The organism is Methylobacterium sp. BTF04, from assembly GCF_010692745.1.
Taxonomy (GTDB): Bacteria; Pseudomonadota; Alphaproteobacteria; order Rhizobiales; family Beijerinckiaceae; genus Methylobacterium.
Genome location: NZ_JAAHTB010000011.1, coordinates 26,214 through 45,536, shown reverse-complemented (window position 1 = coordinate 45,536; position 19,323 = coordinate 26,214). Strand labels below are relative to the sequence as shown.

General features: G+C 66.7%; 20 protein-coding genes. 8 read left to right on the top strand and 12 right to left on the bottom strand.

All coding sequences use genetic code 11. The annotated features are described in order from the left end of the window. Nucleotides 1–107: 107 nt before the first annotated feature. Nucleotides 108–1,004 carry an acetylglutamate kinase gene (gene argB / locus G3T14_RS09065; protein ID WP_163641960.1) on the bottom strand — a complete coding sequence of 299 codons (897 nt, stop codon included), beginning with the start codon at nt 1,002–1,004 and terminating at the stop codon, nt 108–110. Nucleotides 1,005–1,252: 248 nt separating this feature from the next. Here argB and G3T14_RS09060 point away from each other — a divergent pair, with 248 nt between their 5' ends. Both G3T14_RS09060 and G3T14_RS09055 read left to right on the top strand, forming a co-directional pair. Further along, entirely contained in the window at nt 1,253–1,462 is a 210-nt protein-coding gene (locus G3T14_RS09060) for a hypothetical protein (RefSeq protein WP_163641959.1), read from the top strand. A gap of 182 nt (nt 1,463–1,644) precedes the next feature. After that, entirely contained in the window at nt 1,645–1,920 is a 276-nt protein-coding gene (locus G3T14_RS09055) for a hypothetical protein (RefSeq protein WP_163641958.1), read from the top strand. 349 nt (nt 1,921–2,269) lie between these two features. Here the strand turns inward: G3T14_RS09055 and G3T14_RS09050 are convergent, their stop codons facing one another. Beyond that, nucleotides 2,270–3,064 carry an MOSC domain-containing protein gene (locus G3T14_RS09050; protein WP_163641957.1) on the bottom strand — a complete coding sequence of 265 codons (795 nt, stop codon included), beginning with the start codon at nt 3,062–3,064 and terminating at the stop codon, nt 2,270–2,272. 259 nt (nt 3,065–3,323) lie between these two features. Between G3T14_RS09050 and clpB the strand changes: the two genes are divergently transcribed. Then, entirely contained in the window at nt 3,324–5,954 is a 2,631-nt protein-coding gene (gene clpB, locus G3T14_RS09045; protein ID WP_163641956.1) for an ATP-dependent chaperone ClpB, read from the top strand. A gap of 48 nt (nt 5,955–6,002) precedes the next feature. On the opposite strand, the gene G3T14_RS09040 is transcribed toward clpB, so the two are convergent. Further along, nucleotides 6,003–6,353: a hypothetical protein gene (locus G3T14_RS09040; RefSeq protein ID WP_163641955.1), complete on the bottom strand. Its 351-nt coding sequence runs from the start codon at nt 6,351–6,353 to the stop codon at nt 6,003–6,005. 269 nt (nt 6,354–6,622) lie between these two features. Here G3T14_RS09040 and G3T14_RS09035 point away from each other — a divergent pair, with 269 nt between their 5' ends. Beyond that, nucleotides 6,623–8,077 carry a TIGR00366 family protein gene (locus G3T14_RS09035; RefSeq protein WP_246733117.1) on the top strand — a complete coding sequence of 485 codons (1,455 nt, stop codon included), beginning with the start codon at nt 6,623–6,625 and terminating at the stop codon, nt 8,075–8,077. A gap of 38 nt (nt 8,078–8,115) precedes the next feature. Beyond that, nucleotides 8,116–8,739 (top strand): carboxymuconolactone decarboxylase family protein, encoded by a 624-nt coding sequence (locus tag G3T14_RS09030; RefSeq protein WP_163641953.1) that lies wholly within the window; start codon nt 8,116–8,118, stop codon nt 8,737–8,739. A 175-nt stretch (nt 8,740–8,914) separates the two neighbouring features. Here the strand turns inward: G3T14_RS09030 and G3T14_RS09025 are convergent, their stop codons facing one another. From G3T14_RS09025 to rpmH, 6 genes are all read right to left on the bottom strand, one after another. Beyond that, on the bottom strand, nt 8,915–9,151 hold the full coding sequence (locus G3T14_RS09025; RefSeq protein ID WP_163641952.1) for a hypothetical protein: 237 nt from the start codon (nt 9,149–9,151) through the stop codon (nt 8,915–8,917). 25 nt (nt 9,152–9,176) lie between these two features. Then, a complete protein-coding gene (locus G3T14_RS09020) occupies nt 9,177–9,548 on the bottom strand; it encodes a DUF423 domain-containing protein (protein WP_163641951.1) in 372 nt (123 codons plus the stop codon). Next, nucleotides 9,545–10,195: a ribosome biogenesis GTP-binding protein YihA/YsxC gene (yihA, locus tag G3T14_RS09015; protein WP_163641950.1), complete on the bottom strand. Its 651-nt coding sequence runs from the start codon at nt 10,193–10,195 to the stop codon at nt 9,545–9,547. Before yihA ends, G3T14_RS09020 begins: the two co-directional genes overlap by 4 nt. Nucleotides 10,196–10,390: 195 nt before the next feature. Further along, a complete protein-coding gene (yidC, locus tag G3T14_RS09010; RefSeq protein ID WP_163641949.1) occupies nt 10,391–12,229 on the bottom strand; it encodes a membrane protein insertase YidC in 1,839 nt (612 codons plus the stop codon). Next, nucleotides 12,222–12,785 (bottom strand): ribonuclease P protein component, encoded by a 564-nt coding sequence (rnpA, locus tag G3T14_RS09005; protein WP_163641948.1) that lies wholly within the window; start codon nt 12,783–12,785, stop codon nt 12,222–12,224. Before rnpA ends, yidC begins: the two co-directional genes overlap by 8 nt. A gap of 74 nt (nt 12,786–12,859) precedes the next feature. After that, complete coding sequence (gene rpmH, locus G3T14_RS09000; RefSeq protein ID WP_018045311.1) at nt 12,860–12,994, bottom strand: 50S ribosomal protein L34; 135 nt, start codon at nt 12,992–12,994, stop codon at nt 12,860–12,862. A gap of 349 nt (nt 12,995–13,343) precedes the next feature. Between rpmH and G3T14_RS08995 the strand changes: the two genes are divergently transcribed. Then, a complete protein-coding gene (locus G3T14_RS08995; RefSeq protein ID WP_163641947.1) occupies nt 13,344–13,871 on the top strand; it encodes a DUF1465 family protein in 528 nt (175 codons plus the stop codon). Nucleotides 13,872–13,976: 105 nt separating this feature from the next. On the opposite strand, the gene rpmE is transcribed toward G3T14_RS08995, so the two are convergent. Continuing rightward, on the bottom strand, nt 13,977–14,231 hold the full coding sequence (gene rpmE, locus G3T14_RS08990) for a 50S ribosomal protein L31 (RefSeq protein WP_018045309.1): 255 nt from the start codon (nt 14,229–14,231) through the stop codon (nt 13,977–13,979). Nucleotides 14,232–14,403: 172 nt separating this feature from the next. On the opposite strand from rpmE, the gene G3T14_RS08985 reads away from it, so the two are divergent. Together G3T14_RS08985 and G3T14_RS08980 are read left to right on the top strand one after the other, a co-directional pair. After that, a complete protein-coding gene (locus G3T14_RS08985) occupies nt 14,404–16,269 on the top strand; it encodes an ABC transporter transmembrane domain-containing protein (RefSeq protein ID WP_163641946.1) in 1,866 nt (621 codons plus the stop codon). Between the two features lie 11 nt (nt 16,270–16,280). After that, nucleotides 16,281–17,300 (top strand): D-cysteine desulfhydrase family protein, encoded by a 1,020-nt coding sequence (locus G3T14_RS08980; RefSeq protein ID WP_163641945.1) that lies wholly within the window; start codon nt 16,281–16,283, stop codon nt 17,298–17,300. 10 nt (nt 17,301–17,310) lie between these two features. Here the strand turns inward: G3T14_RS08980 and G3T14_RS08975 are convergent, their stop codons facing one another. Then, on the bottom strand, nt 17,311–18,324 hold the full coding sequence (locus G3T14_RS08975; protein ID WP_163641944.1) for a peptidoglycan -binding protein: 1,014 nt from the start codon (nt 18,322–18,324) through the stop codon (nt 17,311–17,313). Between the two features lies 1 nt (nt 18,325). Continuing rightward, nucleotides 18,326–19,318 (bottom strand): MotA/TolQ/ExbB proton channel family protein, encoded by a 993-nt coding sequence (locus G3T14_RS08970; RefSeq protein WP_163641943.1) that lies wholly within the window; start codon nt 19,316–19,318, stop codon nt 18,326–18,328. Between the last annotated feature and the right edge of the window lie 5 nt (nt 19,319–19,323).

Below are 19,323 nucleotides of genomic sequence, written 5' to 3'. Positions count from 1 at the left end.
GAACCCATTCGATGGCGCGGCGATGCAGCTTTCAGTGTCGCTCAGGCACTACGCGGGCTTGACGCTACCAACCCCGATGAACGCAATCGGGGTTGGTAGCGGTCGTTTCAGCTTCGCCGGATCAGCGTGCCGGCGCCGTAATCCGTGAACAGCTCCAGCAGCACTGCGTGGCTGACCTTGCCGTCGAGGATGACAACCGCCTCGACACCCTGCTCCAGGGCGTAGATGCAGGTCTCGACCTTGGGGATCATGCCCCCCGTGATGGTGCCGTCGGCGATCAGGCGCCGGCAATCCTCCAGGGTGAGTTCGGGGATCAGCTTCTTGTCCTTGTCGAGGACGCCAGGCACGTCGGTGAGCAGCAGCAGGCGCTTGGCCCGCAATGCCCCGGCGATGGCGCCCGCGAAGGTGTCGGCGTTGACGTTGTAGGTCTGGCCGTCGGCCCCAAAGGCCACGGGGGCGAGAACCGGGATCAGCTCCGCCTTGAGCACCGCGTCGAGGACGCCGCGCTCGACATGGTCGGGCTCGCCGACGAGACCGAGATCGACCTCCTGCTCGGTCTGGCTCTCGGGATCGAGAATGGTGCGCGTGGCCTTCTTGGCCCGCACCATGTTGCCGTCCTTGCCGCACAGGCCGACCGCGCGACCGCCCTCGGCCGAGATCCAGCCAACGATCTGCTTGTTGATCGAGCCGGCCAAAACCATCTCGACCACCTCGACGGTGGCCTCGTCGGTGACGCGCAGGCCACCGCGGAATTCGGATTCGATGCCGAGGCGGCCGAGCATCCGGCCGATCTGCGGGCCGCCACCGTGCACGACGATGGGCTTGAGGCCGGATTGCTCGAGAAGCACGATGTCCTCGGCGAAATCCTCGGCCGCGGCGCGGTCGCCCATGGCATGCCCGCCATATTTGATGACCACTATTTCCTGGTCGTAGCGCTGCATGTGGGGCAGGGCCTGGACCAGGACCTCGGCGCGCACATGCACGTTGGGCAGCGGTTCTTTCATCGTGGGGCTTGTCCTCGATGGCGCGTCGAGCACCGCGCGCGTCGCCGGGCTTCTAACGCAGCAATGCGGCGGTGCGAAGCAGGCCGCCGGTTATTTGATCCAGGCGGGATCTGCCCGCCCGCCCGCCGCGACGCGTGCACGGCGTGGCACCCGCGCCAAGCCCCAAATGACACGCTTCGGTGGTAGCCGGTAAGGCTCCGTTAACCGTAATCCGTGATCCTGTGCCTTGTCGCACCGGATCATTCGAAATGCTGAACGCCGATCCCTTTCTGCCCCGCCCGACCCTCACCAATCCGCACCACATCGCCACCTTGGTGGACCGAATCGGTGCCCTGGCCGGGTCGCAAGCGGAGGTCTGGCGATTGCTGACGGATCGCTACACCGTCGACCTCGATGAGGTCGCCGCGCTCCTTCCCCGCTCCGAGCCCGAGCCGGTCTGGCTACCGGCGCGCACCTGACCCTCAGCGTGCCGCCTGCAGTCGCTGCATGGGCGCGATGAATGCCCAAGAAACCAGACTGGCATACGCCGTGCTTAGTCCAATCCAACGATAACGAGGGACGCCCAGGCAACAATCACGCGGCCGCTCACGCCAGAGCAACTCCGCGGACCTTCTTCCTTGCACTGAACAAGGGGTCCGTCATGGCTGAATTATTGTCCGTTGCCCTGGTCTGCGCCGGCACGATGCTGGCCCAGAATTGCTCCCGCGACACCGCACTCGACGTCATCGTCTCGCCCGCCCGTACGCCGATGGAATGCCTGATGCACGGGCAGGCCGTCGCCGCCGCAAGCGGCCTTCCCGGCGGAGACGACCGCTATCTCAAGGTCACCTGCGAACGGCGGCACGCCGATCTGCGTCAACTCCGACGCGCCGGCTATGCGGCTGCGGTGGTGCTTGTGCCGAGGGACGCGATTTAAGGCATCGCACCAGGATCGTCGCCAGCGCGACGCGCTCGTGCGCGGATTTCGCCTCGCCTATGCGGATCGCGTCGGTGCAGCCTGACTGATCGATGCGGCCGGTGAGCATGATCGCGATGGCCTCGGCCAATTCCAGTTCCACGCAGGTGCATGCCATCGAATCCACCGCGCGCCACGATGATGCGTTTGGTCGTCGCTGACCTCGCGCCTGCGGAAACCAGACTGGACTGCGAGGCGGGATCGTCCACGCGGTACCATTCGGTACGCTACATCGAAGCGGAAGCTCGAGAGAGCCGGTCCCGGCCGTGTCGTGAGCGAAGCCGTCGTGACTCGGCGATGACCGAGTCCGCTACGCGATCGCCGCGACTGTCATCGTGTCGCCGACCCTCAGCGTGCCGCCGTCCAGCACCTCGGCATAGATGCCGCAATCGGTGTGGCCGAGGTGGCGCGACAGAGTGTGTGGGATCGCGAGGTCGCGGATGCCGGTCGCCGGGTCGACGTTGGTGGCCGCGCACCGCTCGGTGCGCTTCAGGATGCGCAGGCTGAGACCGCTCTGCGTCGTGAGCGTGCGGCCCACGAGGTCGAGTTCGGCCCAGGGGGCCAGACCGGTAAGGTGAAGATTCGCACGGAAACGCAGCGGATCGACGGCCGCCCCCGTCATGTCCTCGACGGCTGCGACGCTGGCGAGGTTGAGAAGCGAGACGAAGCCGCGTGGCGAATCGGTGAAGCGGAAGCCCTCTGGCGCAGCCAGGACCCGCGGAGGCCCGCGCAACGCGTCGGGCAAATAACCGGCGAGGAAGCTCTCGATCGCCGCGCGGCCCTCCGGCGTAGCGAGATCGCCCCGTGCCGCCACCGCGCCCCCATGCCGGATCGTCAGCATGGCGCATTCCGGATCGTAGCGCGTGTCGAGGCAGGCGAGCGCTTCGTTGCGCATCAGCATCAGGAACTTGATCTTCGGCTGATGCGTCGGGGCTGCCGGATCGAAACCGGACGGGCCATTCTCCACCGCGAACAGCCGGTCGCCAGGAAAGTACGCGCCGGCCACGAGGGGCGTGGACTCGATCCGCTCGGGCGAGAGCCCCTTGACGGGATAGCGGTGGAGGGCGTCGAGGCGGATATCTGCGAGCGGATGAGTGGAAGCCATCCGGCAAACGTGGCCTCGGAAGCGGCCCTGTTGCAAGCCCCGCGGGAACCACTCTGACGAAACGGCGGCTCGCCTCACCGATCGTTGATCGACTTCCGCGCCGATACCCTTGTGGTGCGAAATTGCAACACTACATCCGGATCACCGGCTGCCGAGGAGGGAGCCGGGGTCTTCGCGGCATGAGCCGGGAGGCGACGTTTCGGCAAGGCCGTGCCGCGCTACGCGGGCGGCGGACGTTCGACACGGGAAAGTGCACACCATGAATTTCGAGATCTACACCGAACGCGCCCGCGGCTTCGTCCAGTCGGCGCAGACCCTCGCGATGCGCGAGGGCCACCCGCAATTGCAGCCGGGGCACCTCCTGAAAGTGCTTCTCGACGACCCCGAGGGCTTGTGCGCCGGGCTCATCGACCGCGCCGGCGGGCAGTCGCGCGTGGCTCTAGCCCAGGTCGAAACCTGGCTGACCAAGCAGCCGAAGGTATCGGGCAATTCTTCGCAACCGCAGGCGACGCGCGAACTCGTGCGCCTCTTCGACACCGCCGAGAAGGCGGCCGAGAAGGCTGGCGACAGCTACGTCACGGTGGAACGCCTGCTGCTGGCGCTTGCCGTGGAAAAGGACACCGAGGCGGGTCGGGCGCTGGCTGCGGCCGGCGTCACCGCGGCCTCGCTCAACGGCGCGATTAACGCCCTGCGCAAGGGACGCACCGCCGACAACGCCACCGCCGAGAACGCCTACGACGCGCTCAAGAAATACGCCCGCGATCTCACCGAGGCGGCGCGCGAGGGCAAACTCGACCCGGTGATCGGCCGCGACGAAGAAATTCGTCGCACGATTCAGGTTCTGTCGCGGCGGACCAAGAACAATCCCGTCCTCATCGGCGAACCGGGCGTGGGCAAGACTGCCATCGTCGAGGGGCTCGCACTGCGCATCGTCGATGGCGACGTGCCGGAATCGCTCAAGGACAAGAGCCTGCTGGCGCTCGATATGGGCTCGCTGATTGCCGGCGCGAAATACCGGGGTGAGTTCGAGGAGCGGCTGAAGAGCGTGCTCGCCGAGGTCACCGCGGCGGATGGCGGCATCATCCTATTCATCGACGAAATGCACACCTTGGTTGGGGCTGGAAAGGCCGACGGGGCGATGGACGCCTCGAACCTGCTGAAGCCCGCGCTGGCGCGTGGCGAGCTGCATTGCGTCGGCGCCACCACCCTCGACGAGTATCGTAAGCACGTGGAGAAGGATGCGGCCCTGGCCCGGCGCTTCCAGCCGGTGTTCGTCTCGGAGCCCACCGTCGAGGATACGATCTCGATCCTGCGCGGCATCAAGGAAAAGTACGAGCAGCACCACGGCGTCCGCATCCAGGATGCCGCTTTGGTCGCCGCCGCCACCCTGTCGAACCGCTACATCACCGACCGCTTCCTTCCCGATAAGGCCATCGACCTGATGGACGAGGCCGGATCGCGCCTGCGCATGCAGGTCGATTCCAAGCCCGAGGAGCTCGACAACATCGATCGTGAGATTGTCCGCCTGAAGATCGAGGGGGAGGCCCTCAAGAAGGAGACCGATTCCGCCTCCCGCGACCGCTTGGTGCGGCTCGAGAAGGAACTGGCCGATCTCGAGGAGGAATCGTCCGCGATCACGTCGCGCTGGAAGGCCGAGAAGGACAAGCTCGGCGCCGCCGCCGACCTCAAGAAGAAGCTCGACGAGGCCCGTACCGAACTCGCCAACGCCCAGCGGCAAGGCCAGTATCAGCGCGCCGGCGAGCTCGCCTACGGCGTGGTTCCGGGCCTGGAGAAGCAGCTTGCGGCCATCGAGGCTCAGGCCGAGAGCGCCATCGTGCGCGACGGCATGGTCGAGGAGGCGGTGACGCCGGCCCATATCGCGGGCGTGGTCTCGCGCTGGACCGGCGTGCCCGTCGACAAGATGCTGGAGGGCGAGCGCGACAAGCTCCTGGCCATGGAGGCGGCGCTCGGCAAGCGCGTCGTCGGCCAACGCGAGGCGGTTGAGGCGGTCTCCACCGCGGTCCGACGCGCACGCGCCGGCCTGCAGGACCCGAACCGGCCGATCGGCTCGTTCATGTTCCTCGGGCCGACGGGTGTCGGCAAGACCGAGCTGACCAAGGCGCTGGCCGGCTTCCTGTTCGACGACGACACCGCCCTCGTGCGGATCGACATGTCGGAATACATGGAGAAGCACTCGGTCGCCCGCCTCATCGGCGCCCCTCCGGGCTATGTCGGCTACGAGGAGGGCGGCGCGCTCACCGAGGCGGTGCGGCGCAGACCGTATCAGGTCGTGCTGTTCGATGAGGTCGAGAAGGCGCATCCCGATGTGTTCAACGTGCTCCTGCAGGTGCTCGATGATGGGCGCCTGACGGACGGGCAGGGGCGTACCGTAGACTTTCGCAATACGCTCCTGATCATGACCTCGAATCTCGGTTCGGAGTATCTGGTGAACCAGGCCGACGGTGACGACACCGATGGCGTCCGCGACGAAGTGATGGGGGTGGTCCGCCACCACTTCCGGCCGGAATTCCTCAACCGGATCGATGAGATCATCCTGTTCCACCGGCTCAAGCGGTCGGAGATGGGGGCAATCGTCGATATCCAGCTCCTGCGCCTGCAGAAGCTCCTCGACGAGCGCAAGATCATCATCGACGTCGATGCCGACGCTCGCGACTGGCTCGCCGACAAGGGCTATGACCCGGCCTACGGGGCGCGCCCCTTGAAGCGGGTGATCCAGAAGGCGGTTCAGGACCGGCTCGCCGAACAGCTTCTGTCGGGCAAGGTCCACGATGGCGAATCCGTGCCGGTCCGGATGGGGCCGCTCGGCCTCGTGGTGGGTGAGGATGGAGTCAGCACCGAGCGGCGGCCGCCGAGCGTGCTGCTGAACTGATCGGATAAGGCGTCGCGGCTCGTCTGGCCGTGACGCCCCGATCGAATCCTATCGTCCCGAGCCGAGGATCAGACGGCGCACGGACTGATCGAACTGCGTCATCCGCGCGCCGATGCCTTGCGTGGCGCATGCGGTGAACGTGTCTCCTGCGAAGAAGCCGCGTTGATCGTGATCGCGGCACGACCAGATCGGCGGTATCGCGAGGGCGCCGAGAACGATCGCCACGACGAGGCCGATCTGGCAGAAGACCGCTACGAGCCAGCCCAACGGCGACAGGAACACGCGCCCGTCCTTGGCTTTCGCCGAGGGTCCATCGGTGAGGTCCCGCACCAGGCCCGGACGGCTGCGCCGTTCGGCCATCATCGCGTCGAGGTCTCGCGTCTTCGAGATGTCGGCCACCGGGTGACCTCCGTGCAGTGTGTCGTTCAGCAGTTCGCGGGAGCTTGAGGGCGGAACCCTCAAGGAAGCCTGAAATCTCCGCGACGATTCCTGCGATCGATCCGCGTCTGCGTCGAGCTCGTGCCGATGGGTGACGATCCGGCCATGGTATACCGAATTTCGCATTATAACGCGCGTTCGGGTGTCGGTGTCGCTTGAGCGGCCGGGGGCTTTGAGCAACATACGCCCCGCACGGCGCATCCCCGCGCCCGATCTCCATGGACAGTCAGATGCCGACATCAAAGCCGGGGCCGGCGCAGGGGGCTGACGGCTCCGTCACCGAGGGGGCACTCTCGCGGGCCGGCATTCGCTTCACGGCCTGGGCCGAGAAGTGGTTCCCGGATGCCTTTATCTTCGTGGCGATCGCGGTGGTGATCGTCGCGCTCGGCGCCTTCGCCAACGGTGCCGCCCCGGCGGCCATCGCGAAAAGCTTCGGCGACGGATTTTGGAGCCTGATCCCCTTCACCATGCAGATGGCCTTCGTGACCATCGGCGGCTACGTCGTGGCCACTGCGCCTCCGGTGCAGGCCCTCATCGACAAGCTGGCGTCGATCCCCAAGACCGGGCGCGGCGCCGTCGGCTTCATCGCGGCGGCCACCATGCTGTCCTCGTTCCTGAGCTGGGGCCTGAGCCTGATCTTCGGCGGCCTTCTCGCCCGGGCCCTGGCCCGCCGCACCGAATTGCGGATGGATTACCGCGCGGCCGGAGCTGCCGCCTATCTCGGACTCGGCGCCACCTGGGCCATGGGCCTCAGTTCTTCCGCCGCCCAGCTTCAGGCGAACGCCGCGAGCCTGCCGAAGGCTTTGCTGCCGATCACCGGCGTGATCCCGTTCAGCGAGACCATCTTCCTGTGGCAGTCGATGCTGATCGCGCTGATCCTGTTCGTAATCTCGATCGTCATCGCCTATGCCTCCGCCCCGCGTCCCGCCACGGCGGTGACGGCGGAGGATCTCGGCGTCACCGTCGCCCGTGAGACGCCCGATCTTGGGCGCCCGACCCAGCCCGGCGAATGGCTCGAGCATTCCCCGATCCTGACCTTGCTGCTGGTGGTGATCGCCGGCGGCTGGATCGTGCAGGAATTCGCCCGGCAATCGTGGATCACCGCGATCTCGAACCTGAACACCTACAACTTGCTGTTCCTCACCCTCGGCCTGCTCCTGCATTGGCGACCCAAGCGCTTTCTTACTGCGGTGGCCAAGGCTGTGCCGGCCACCGCCGGCATCCTGATCCAGTTCCCGCTCTATGCGGCGATCAGCGCGATGCTCACCGGCCCCAAGAACGCGGCCGGAACATCGGTCTCGGAGGTGATTACCCACGCCTTCGTCAGCCTCAACACCACCGGTAGTTTCCCGATCTCGATGGGCGTCTACTCGGCGGTGCTCGGTTTCTTCGTTCCGTCGGGCGGCGGCAAGTGGTTGCTGGAAGCGCCCTACGTGATGCAGGCGGCCAACGAGCTGCAGGTCCATCTCGGCTGGGCGGTGATGGTCTACAACGCCGCCGAGGCGCTGCCGAACCTGATCAACCCGTTCTGGATGCTGCCGCTCCTCGGCATCCTCGGCCTCAAGGCGCGCGATATCGTCGGCTTCAGCTTCCTGCAGCTCCTCGTCCACCTGCCGATCGTGCTGTTCCTGCTGTGGGCGCTGGCCTTCACGCTGACCTATCATCCGCCGGTCATGCCGGCTTAGCTCGACCTGCGTCCATTCCCTCACGAAAGCCAAAGTCCATGCGCGCAGCGATCCTGCCGATCCTGTCCGTCCTCCTGCTCGGGAACCTACCCGTGGTCGCCCAGGATCGCCTGCCGGATATTCCGGCCGACAAGCTCACCGACACCCAGAAAAAAGCGTCAGAGGATTTCCTCGCCGCCCGCAAGGTGCCGGTCTTCGGGCCGTTCGTGCCGCTGCTGCGCAGCCCCGAACTGATGACCAATGCCAGCAACATGGGGCTGCACCTGCGCTACCGCAGCGCGCTGCCGCTGCGCCTGTCCGAGTTCATCATCCTGATCACGGCGCGGGAATGGACCCAGCAGCTCGAGTGGCACATCCACCAGCCGATCGCGCTGAAGGCGGGGCTCGACCCAGCGATCGTCACGGCGATCCAAGAGGGCCGCCGCCCCGACGTGATGGGCGAGGAGGAGGCGCTGACCTACGCGTTCTCGACCGAGCTTCACCGCAACAAGGCGGTGAGCGACGTGACCTACAAGCGCGTGCTGGAGAAGTTCGGAGAGCAGGGCGCCATCGATATGGCCGGGATCAACGGCTATTACACCCTGCTGGCCATGACCCTGAACATGGCACAGACTGCGTTGCCGGCGGGCTCGTCGCCGCAATTGCCGCCGCTGATCCGATAGGGCCTGACCCTGAGGTCCCGCAGCTATCGCGGCTGCGGGCCGTGGCGCAATTCGACTGGTGGCGTAGGAGCATGCGCCTGTCGGCGCCCGGCGGCTTCATGGAGACGCACCGCAACGTAGCCCATCACCACAACGATGGTGGGCGTTACAACGAATGCGAGGATGGCGAGCTCGCTCATGGCTTAAGCTCCTTCAAGGTGCGCCGTGCCAACAAATGTAGGATGATGGCAGCGATAAGCCAACCTGCAACACCGAGGCCCAACGACCAGGGGCTCAACGTCGTCTGTAGATTGCTGACATTGTAGATGTAGCCCGCCACCGGGGTCGCGATTCCCACGGTGAAGCAGGATGTCGCCGCTGTGTTCAGCGCTGTGGCGAGAAGCTTGGTCTGTTCGTTAAAAACGAGGCTCATACGGATCGCCGTATCCCAGGTGCGCTCAGCGCCTCACCGGAACGAAGGCAGCTATCGCCACCATCAGCCAGCCCGCCATCAGCAGGATTCCGCCGCTTGGGGCCGCCATGGGGAACAACGGGACGCCGTGCAGCGCCCGCAGGGCGAGGTCGCCTGAGAACAGGGCCAGACCGATGACCAGGGCACCGGCTGCGAGCCGCGTCAGGCCACGGTGGGTGGTGCCGGTTGCCGAGAGCGCCACAAGGCTCAGAATGACGGGCGCGTGAAACAGCAAAAACTGCGCGGCGGTCTTGAGGCTGTCGGCCCCGGTGACATGGGCCGCCGCCGCACTGGCGGCCACGCCGAGCAGGCCGGCCAGCGCGCCGAGAACCAGCAGGATGCGGTCGGGAAAGGTCACGCCCCGCGCTCCTGCAACAGCCGCGCGACGCTGGCGCGCAGTTCCGGCACGCCGCGGTCGTCGCGGCTTGAGGTGATCAGGATTTCCGGGTAGGCCGCCGGGCGTTTCGACAGCGCCTCGCGGGTCTTCTCGATCCGCGCCTCGATCTCCGCCTTCTTGAGCGCATCACCCTTGGTGAGCACCACCTGATAGCTCACCGCGGCCTGATCGAGGCCGTCGAGCACGTCGATGTCGATGCCCTTCAGGCCGTGCCGCGAATCGATCAGCATGAAGACGCGCGCGAGGTTGGCGCGGCCCTTGAGGTAATCGTGGATCAGGTCGGTCCAGGCCTCGACCTTGGTCTTCTCCACCGCCGCGTAGCCGTAGCCGGGCATGTCGACCAGGGTCAGCCGGCCGCCGATGTCGAAGAAGTTGAGCTGCTGCGTCCGGCCCGGCGTGTGCGAGGTCCGCGCCAGGGTGTTGCGGCCGGTGAGCGCGTTGACGAGGCTCGACTTGCCGACGTTCGAGCGGCCCGCAAACGCGATCTCGACGCCCTTCATTGGCGGCAGCGCCACTACGGTGGGCGCCGACGAAATGAAATCGGCCGCACCTGCGAACAACAGGCGGCCAGATTCGAGGAGGGCCGCGTCGGCTTCGAGATCGGTCATGGAAGGGCTCCGGAAGGCAGGCTTCTGTCAGGTCGCCCTAGCTGGGCGCCTCATCCCGAGGCGCCTTCGTGAAGAAGGCCTCGACGGAGGCCTCTCGAGTTCTCAGGGAGAACCAGAGGGCTCCGTCGAGGCCGCTTGGCCGTACCTCAGGATGAGGGTGGTGGGATGTTCGAAGAACGAAGATCCGCCGGCGGATCAACTCTTGGCGACGGCGTTCTTGCCGGCGGGCTTCTTCTTGAACATCCCCGAAAGGTTGTCCCACAGCTCCACCTTCACGCCGTTACGACGCATGATGACGTATTGCTGGATGACCGAGAGGGTGTTGTTCCACGCCCAGTAGATCACCAGGCCGGCCGGGAACGAACCGAGCATGAAGGTGAACACGATCGGCATGAAGGTGAAGATCTGCGCCTGGACCGGGTCCGGCGGCGCGGGATTCATCTTCATCTGGACGAACATCGTGATGCCCATGATGATGGGCCAGACGCCGAGGTGGAACAGGTCTGGGGCCGCGAACGGCAGAAGTCCGAACAGGTTGAGGATGTTCGTCGGATCGGGCGCCGCCAGATCTTGGATCCAGCCGAAGAACGGCGCGTGCCGCATCTCGATGGTGATGAACAGGACCTTGTAGAGCGCGAAGAACACCGGGATCTGGATCAGCACCGGCCAGCAGCCGGCGACCGGGTTGATCTTCTCCTTCTTGTAAAGCTCCATCATCGCCTGTTGCTGCTTCACCTTGTCGTCGCCGTAGCGCTCGCGAATCGAGGCCATCTCCGGCTGCACGGCCTTCATCTTGGCCATGGATTTGTACGACTTGTTGGCGATGGGCAGGAACAGCGTCTTGAGGCAGAGCGTCACCACCAGAATCGCCACGCCGAAATTGCCGAACAGGTGGAAGAAGAAGTCCAGAGCCCGGAACATCGGCTTGGTGATGAAGTGGAACCAGCCCCAGTCGATCATCAGATCGAACTGCTTGATGCCGAGATCCTTCTGGTAGTTGTTGATCGTGTTGACTTCTTTCGCCCCGGCGAAGAGCTGCTGGGTCGCGGACGCCGTGGCGCCGGGTTCGACCGTCTGGACGCCGCCGAGCACGTTGGCCTGATAGACCTTGGTGGCGCCATCGGTCCGCTCGGTGAAGCTGCCGGTATAGGCCGCCGACTGGTCGGGAATGGTGGCCGCGGCCCAGTACTTGTCGGTGATGCCGACGAATCCGCCGGTGACACCGGTCCAAGACTTGCCCTTGGTGGACACGTTGCCGAGCGCGGGCTCCTTGGCGAGGTGGTCGTAGGTATATTCCTGCAGGCCGTCGGCGCCCAGGACACCGATCATGCCCTCGTGGAGGACGTAATAGCCCTGGGTGTGCGGCTTGCCCCAGCGCGAGACCAACCCGTACGGATAGAGATTGACCGCCTTCGTTCCCTTGTTCTCGACCTCGTCGCGGACGGTGAACATGAACTTGTCGTCGACGGCGATGACGCGCTTGAACAGCAGACCGGCGCCGTTGTCGTAGGTCAGCGTCACCGGCTTGCCCGACGCGAGGGTGGTGCCGTCGGCGGTCCACACCGTGTCGCCGTTGGGCAGCGGCCCGGTATTCTGGCCGACCCATCCGAACTCCGCGTAATACGGGTTGGCGGTACCGGTGGGCGAGAGCAGCACGATGCGCGGGCTCTTGTCGTCGACGGTCTCGTGGTAGTTTTTCAGCGAGACGTCGTCGATCCGGCCGCCCTTGAGCGCGATCGATCCGGCGAGGGCCGGGGTATCGATGGTCACGCGGGGCGCGCGAGCGATCACCGCCTCGCGGGGCTCCACCGCGCCTTGAGTGTTGGGCAGGGTACCGGGCACCGGATTGGCCGGGCCGCCCTCCTTCGGGCTCGGGCTCGGTACACCGTCCACCGTGGAGGATGCGGCCTTGTCCTGAAGTGCGGCTTGGCGCTGCTGCTCCACGCGCGGGGCGGCAATGAAGTAGTTCCAGCCGAGCAGGACCGCCAGCGACAAGGCGATCGCGACGATCATGTTCGTCTTGTCATTACCCATCGGTCGGTCCGTCGCATACGTTGGAATGGGGGGAGGGCGCGTGGGCGCGATCCGGCAGCGTGCCGGTCGCGGCGGCATCCGCTACGTTCGAGGCTGATAAAGGAGGAGTCGGCAAACCGCCAGCCGAGGCGGCCGCGGCCTTTCCTCGTCCACGTCCGCTGGTGGACGGCCGTTTGGACGGAGGGCGCGCATCGCCGGACTTGGGTGGCTGCGGTTTCGTGACCACGGAGACGGCGCGGCGCAGATCGTCGATCAGAGTATCGAAGGATGCGTGCAAGGCAGGTCGCCGGGCGACGAGGACGACGTCGGCGGCGAGCACGGGCAGCGCCTCCGCCGTTGCGGTCAAAGCCGCACGCAAGCGCCGGCGGATGCGGTTGCGCTCCGTCGCGTGGCCGACGCGTTTGGTGATGGTGAAACCGATGCGAAGACCATCAGCCGAAGCGGCATCCGCGCCGCGCAGCAGTCCTTGCGCCGACATCCGCTCGTTGTGAAACCGGCGACCGCTCGCGGCAGCCAGAAACTCAGAGCGACGCGTGAGCCGTCCGATCGTCGACACTGTCGGTCCGGTCCTGCGGCGCGAGGCCGAATGCATCCGCAACGCGCCGTCGCGACGGCACGCCTTGTCTGTTTTTAAGCCGATAGCTTCTTACGGCCGTGCGAACGGCGGGCAGCGATGACCTTGCGGCCGCCGGCGGTCGCCATGCGGGCGCGGAAGCCGTGACGACGCTTACGCACGAGCTTGCTGGGCTGATAGGTTCTTTTCACGGCGAGATCTCCGATTGGCAGAGGATCGATGTCGTAGGCTCTAAGGCCACGCCGACATCCTCACTCGCCCTAAAAATGTGTCTGCAAGCGCGAAGAGCGCCCATAGGGGGCGCCGCGTCGCGATGGCGCGGCTTATGGCGGATGGGCTCGTCCGAGTCAATCAATCTCGATGGATCGCGCAACGTGACTCGCGTGACGCGCCGGCACCGGCGGCCCCCGATTAACGTTAATAAACGGTCAACGGCGCGCGGCGTGCGGTTCGGCGCTAGAGTTGCGCCAATGGATGCAAACGCGCCGCCTTCGTTCCATTTTGGAACGAGACCGGTCCGGCCGCGGCACAGGAGGCACCATGAGCGGGTTCGACGTCATGTTCCGGGACGAGCGCGATTGGGTGAACTTCGGCGACACCTACGTGGCCTCCGAGGCGTTCAAGGTTCTGTTTCGTGAAGGGATGACCATGGTCGAGGAGGCCGCCGCCTATCTCGACGGCGTGGGCCGTGAAGAGTCGCGCCTGATGTCGCGGGACGGCACGCTCAACTATTCCAGCGAGAGCATGCGCCTCACAACACGCCTGATGCAGATCGCGTCCTGGCTCCTGGTGCAGCGTGCGGTGTCGGAAGGGGAGCTGACCCCGGCCGAGGCGATGCAGGAGAAGACCCGCGTGCGCTTGACCACCCCCGAGACCTTCCGGGCCGAGGTGTTCGGCGTGCTGCCCGCCACCCTGCAGGATCTGATCGTCCGCTCGCGCCGCCTCCACACCCGCATCGTCCATCTCGACGCGCTGATCACCAACGACCGGCCGACGCCGGTGGCGGTGGAGAGCCCGGTGGCGGCCCAGCAGGGGCTTCTGCGCTCCGCCTTCGGCATGGCGCACTGAGCGGCTGCTCTCCTCCTTTCCGATACGAAAAAGGCGGCGCCGAAGCGCCGCCTTTTTCGTATCGATCCTTGATGCCGCCGCTCTATGGCGGCGACGCCCGACAGCCTACTTCTTGCCGAAGGACAGCGCGCCGAAGCGGGAGTTGAACCGCGAAACGCGACCACCGCGATCGAGCATCTTCTGCTCGCCGCCGGTCCAGGCCGGGTGCGTGTTGGGATCGATGTCGAGGTTGAGGGTGTCGCCCTCCTTGCCGTAGGTCGAGCGGGTCATGTAATCGGACCCGTCGGTCATCACGACCTTGATGAAGTGATAGTCGGGATGCTCGGTACCCTTGGCCTTGTCGGCCGCGCTCTTTGCCATGACGAAATCCTTGAATAGCCAAGCCGACCGGCCCGTCTGGCGGCCCGCGGCCATAGATCACGCGCAATCGGATGAAGGCGCGCCTATACCCCAGGCGCTCGCGCCCGACAAGCAGCCGATCCGAGAGATCGACGGTTCGTCGCTATCCCGACACAAACAATGACGAGGCACGATGGCACGCGGCCCTAAGAAAAACGCTTCCGCCGAGGGGCGTTCGAAGGCTCCCCTGGGCTCGCTGCGCCCGCTGGTGCCCTTCGCGGTGGTCTATCGTGGGCGCATCCTAGCGGCGTTCCTGGCGCTGCTGATGGCCTCTCTCGCCACCCTCGTCGTGCCGATTGCCTTGCGCCGGGTCATCGACCACGGCTTCTCGCCCGAGGGCCAGAGCGTCATCAACGCTTATTTTGCGGGGCTGATCGGCGTCGTCGCCGTACTCGCCCTGTCGAGTGGCGCGCGCTACTACACCGTGGTGACCTTGGGCGAGCGCGTGGTCGCAGATCTGCGCAGCGCCGTCTTCGCCCGCCTCACCATCCTCGATCCCGCCTTCTTCGACCGCTCGCAATCGGGCGAGATCGTCTCCCGCCTCACCGCGGACGCGACCCAGGTGAAGGCGGTGTTCGGCGTCAGCATCTCGATCCTGCTGCGCAACGCCTTCCTGTTCACCGGCGCCATCGTGATGATGGTGTTCACGAGCCCCAAGCTCTCGATCCTGGTGCTGGTGGCGATCCCCCTGATCGTGTTCCCGCTCATTCTCTCGGGGCGCGGCGTTCGCCGCCGCTCGCGCGCGGCGCAGGACCGGCTCGCCGATGCGTCGGCCTACGCTGCCGAAGCGGTCGGTGCGATTCGCACCATGCAGGCCTTCGGCATGAGCCGCACCACCGCGGCGCGCTTCGCCCAGGCATCGGAGAACGCCTACGGCGCCGCTCGCGAATCGATCCAGGCGCGTGCGCTGCTCACCGGTGTGGCGATCTTCCTTATCTCGGCCAGCGTCGTTGGCGTGATGTGGTACGGCGCCCAAGAGGTTCTGGCCGGCACCATGACCGCCGGGCAGCTTTCGCAATTCGTGCTCTACGCCGTCTTCGGCGCCAGCGCCCTCGGCCAACTTTCCGAGGTCTACGGCGAACTCGCGCAAGCCGCCGGTGCCGCCGAGCGCCTCGGCGAGATCCTGGCCGCCGAGCCGGCGATCCGGGCACCGGCCCAGCCACTGGCGCTGCCGTCGCCGCCACGCGGCGAAGTGGCGTTCGAATCGGTTCGCTTCCAATATCCGACCCGGCCCGAATACCCTTCGCTCGACGGGATCAGCTTCACCATCGCGCCGGGCGAGCGCGTCGCCCTCGTCGGTCCCTCGGGCGCCGGCAAGACCACGGTGCTGCAATTGCTGTTGCGGTTCTACGACCCACAAACGGGTTGCATCCGCGTCGACGGCGTCGACATCGCCCGCACCGATCCCGATTCGTTGCGCGAGCGCCTGTCCCTGGTGCCGCAGGACCCCACGGTGTTCTCCGGCTCGGTGATCGAGAACATCCGCTACGGGCGCCCCGACGCCACGGCGGCGCAGGTACAGCGTGCCGCGGAACTCGCCCATGCCGACGGCTTCATCCGGGCGCTGCCGCAGGGCTACGACACGGCGGTGGGCGAGCGCGGTGTTACGCTGTCAGGTGGCCAGCGCCAGCGCGTCGCCATCGCCCGAGCGATCCTGAAGGATGCGCCGATCCTGCTCCTCGACGAGGCGACTTCGGCCCTCGACGCCGAGAGCGAGCGCGCGGTGCAGAATGCCCTCGATACGCTGATGCGCGGGCGCACCACCCTGGTCATCGCCCATCGCCTCGCCACGATCCGGGCGGCCGACCGCATCCTCGTGCTCGACGGGGGACGGATCGTCGAATCGGGTACCCATGAGAGCCTGCTGGCGCAGGGCGCGCTCTATGCCCAGCTCGCCGCGCTGCAGTTTACCGATGCCCTGCAAATGACCGGCAGCCCGGACGGGATGGCGCGGGTCACGGAAGCGCGTGCGCGGCTCGAAGCTCAGCCGGCGGAGTAGAACCCTCGGCCATGCTCGATCTCTCGCTGTTTCCCCGCCTGAACTTCCTCGACCTGCCGACGCCGATCGAGCCGCTGGAGGCGCTGAGCCGCCATCTCGGTCCCGCGCTCAACGGCGTGCGCCTGTACGTGAAGCGCGACGACCTCGCCCGTTTCGGCATCGGCGGCAACAAGCTGCGCAAGCTCGAATTCTTGCTCGGCGCCGCCCGTGCCGAGGCGGCCGATACGGTGATCACCGTGGGGGCGATCCAATCGAACCACGCCCGGCTCACCGCGGCGGCAGCCGCGCGGGCCGGGTTCGCCTGCGAGCTCTTCCTCACCCGCAGCGTGCCGCGCATCGATGCCGCGTATATGCGCAACGGCAATCGTCTGCTCGACGACATCTTTGGCGCCACCGTCCATGAATTACCGGCCGACGCAGATTCGCTGGCGCTGGCCGAGGCGCGCGCCGGGGTACTTCGAGAGCAGGGGCGGGGCGTCTACGTGTTCCCCTCCGGTGGATCGAGCCCGGTGGGCAGCCTTGGCTATGCTGCCTGTGCCGCCGAGATCCTGGCGCAATCCGCCGCGATGGACATCGCCTTCGCACAAGTGATCACCGCCAATGGCAGCGCCGGGACCCATGCGGGCCTTGCCGCCGGCTTTGCCGCCGCCGGGAGCCCGCCGACCCTGGTCAAATCCTTCGCGGTGCTCGCCACCGAAGCCGACGCGGCTGCCGAGACGTTGCAGAAGGCGAACGCGACCCTCGCCCTCCTCACGCCCGGCGCCACCCTCACGGCGGCGGATATCGTCATCGACGGAAGCCATCGCGGAGCCGGCTACGGCATTCCCACCGACGGGATGCTGGAGGCCGTCCGCCTGATGGCCCGCACCGAAGGATTGCTCCTCGATCCCGTCTACAGCGGCAAGGCATTTGCCGGATTGTTGCAGGACGTGCGGGCGGGCCACTACGCGCCCGGATCGGCGATTCTGTTCGTCATGACCGGTGGCGTACCGGGGCTGTTCGCCTATCCGGACGTTCTGGCCGGCACGTGAGCGCTCGGGCTCAGCGCTCGGTCAGCTTCATCTCGATCCGGCGGTTGCGGGCATAGGCCTCGTCGGTGGTGCCGGCCTCGAGCGGCTGGAACTCGCCGAATGCGGCCGCCAGCAGGTGCTGGGGCGGGATTCCCTTGGCCGCCATGGATTGCACCACGGCGATGGCCCGGGCGGCCGACAGGGCCCAGTTCGACGGGAATTGCGTGCTGGCGATGGGCCGCGCATCGGTGTGACCATCGATGCGCAGCACCCACGGGATATCGGCGGGAATCTGCTTCGACAGGTCGAGGATCGCGCCAGCGATGCGGTCGAGCTCCGGCCCGGCCTCGGGCTTCAGGCTGGCCGAGCCCGCCGGAAACAGCACCTCGGATTGCAGGACGAACCGGTCGCCGACGATGCGGATGTCGGGACGGTTGCCGAGGATCTGGCGCAGGCGGCCGAAGAAGTCGGAGCGATAGCGCGCGAGTTCCTGCACCTTCTGGGCGAGGGCCACGTTGAGACGGCTGCCGAGATCGGCGATGCGGGCCTGGCTCTCCTTGTCGCGGTTTTCGGAGGCCGCGAGCGCATCCTCCAAGGCGGCCAATTGCCGACGCATGGCACCGATCTGCTCGTTGAGCAGGTCGATCTGCGACAGGGCGCGGGTCGAGCCGGCGCGCTCGGCGGCGAGTTGCTTGTCGAGTTCGCCCTGCTTGCCGGCGGCTCCCTGGCTCGATTCGGCGACGCTCTTGAATCGGTCGCGCTCCGCTTCGGCCCCCAGCAGGGTGTTGCGCAGGGACGATGCCTTCTCCTCCTGCGCCTTGCGGGTGGAGCGTTCCAGAGCGAGCAGGTCGGTCAGGTCGGCGATCTGCCGGTTGAGCCGGGTCAGCACGGAATCGCGCCCGGTGATCTCCTGGGACAGGAAGAACTGGCCGACCACGAAGATCGTCAGCAGGAAGACCACGGCGAGGAGCAGGGTCGCCAGGGCATCGACGTAGCCCGGCCAGACGTTGAGGCTCCGGTCGCGACGCGCGCGCAGGGAGGCCATGTCAGACCCGCTCGCGGCCGAGGCGGTCGAGCACCTGCTTCAGCTCGCGCTCGCGGCTCGCCTGCGCCTCCACCCAATCGCGGATCATCTGCTGCTCGGCGCGCATGTGCTGGACGAGGCCCTGGATGCCCTCGGCGAGATTGGTCATCGCCTGCGTCGCCACCCGCCCGTTGGCGCCCTCTGCGACCACCGCCGTCAGCCGATCGACGGCTTCCTGAAGCTCACGGGCCGAGGCCGGCTCCTGCACGGGCACCGGTGTCGGTGCCGCTCGCGGGGTGAGCACCGGTATGGCGGTGGCCGGTGTTTCGCCCGAGACCAGCCAATCCTCCAGCTCGTTGTGGAAGCGGGCATGGGCCTGACCCGCCTGGAGATCCAGGAAGCCAGTGATGAGGGAGCTGGAAAGGCCGAACAGGGAGGCCGAGAAGGCAAGGCCGATGCCCGAGAGCGGCACGGCGAGGCCGTTCTTCAACTCGTCGAACATGGCGGAGGCCTCGCCGCCGCCCCGCATGGTCTTGATGACCGAGCCGACCGCGCTCAGCGTGTCGATCAGGCCCCAGAAGGTGCCGAGCAGGCCGAGCAGGATGAGCAATCCCGCGACATAGCGCAGGATCTCGCGGCCTTCGTCGAGACGCGCCGCCACGGTGTCGAGGGAGGCCCGGACGGTGGGGAGGGTAACGCCATCCTGACGCGCGCTGATGGCCGGGGCGAGGGGGGCCAGCAGCGGCGGGACCTTGCTCGGGCTCTCGCCGGCGGCCACCGCGGTGACGTAGCCGACTTCGCGGTACAGGCGAAAAACCTGCCCGAAGGCCAGGATCACGGCGATGAGCAGGACGCCGAGGATCAGCCCGTTCAATCCCGGATTGGCGAGGAAAGCCGGAGTGATCTGCCGGAACAGGACGAAGGCCAGAAAGCCGACCAGGATGAGGAACACCAGCATCCGCACGAGATAGATGCCTGGCTTGGCAAGCGTTGCGGTCGCGGGAGGGGTCGCCATCGGCT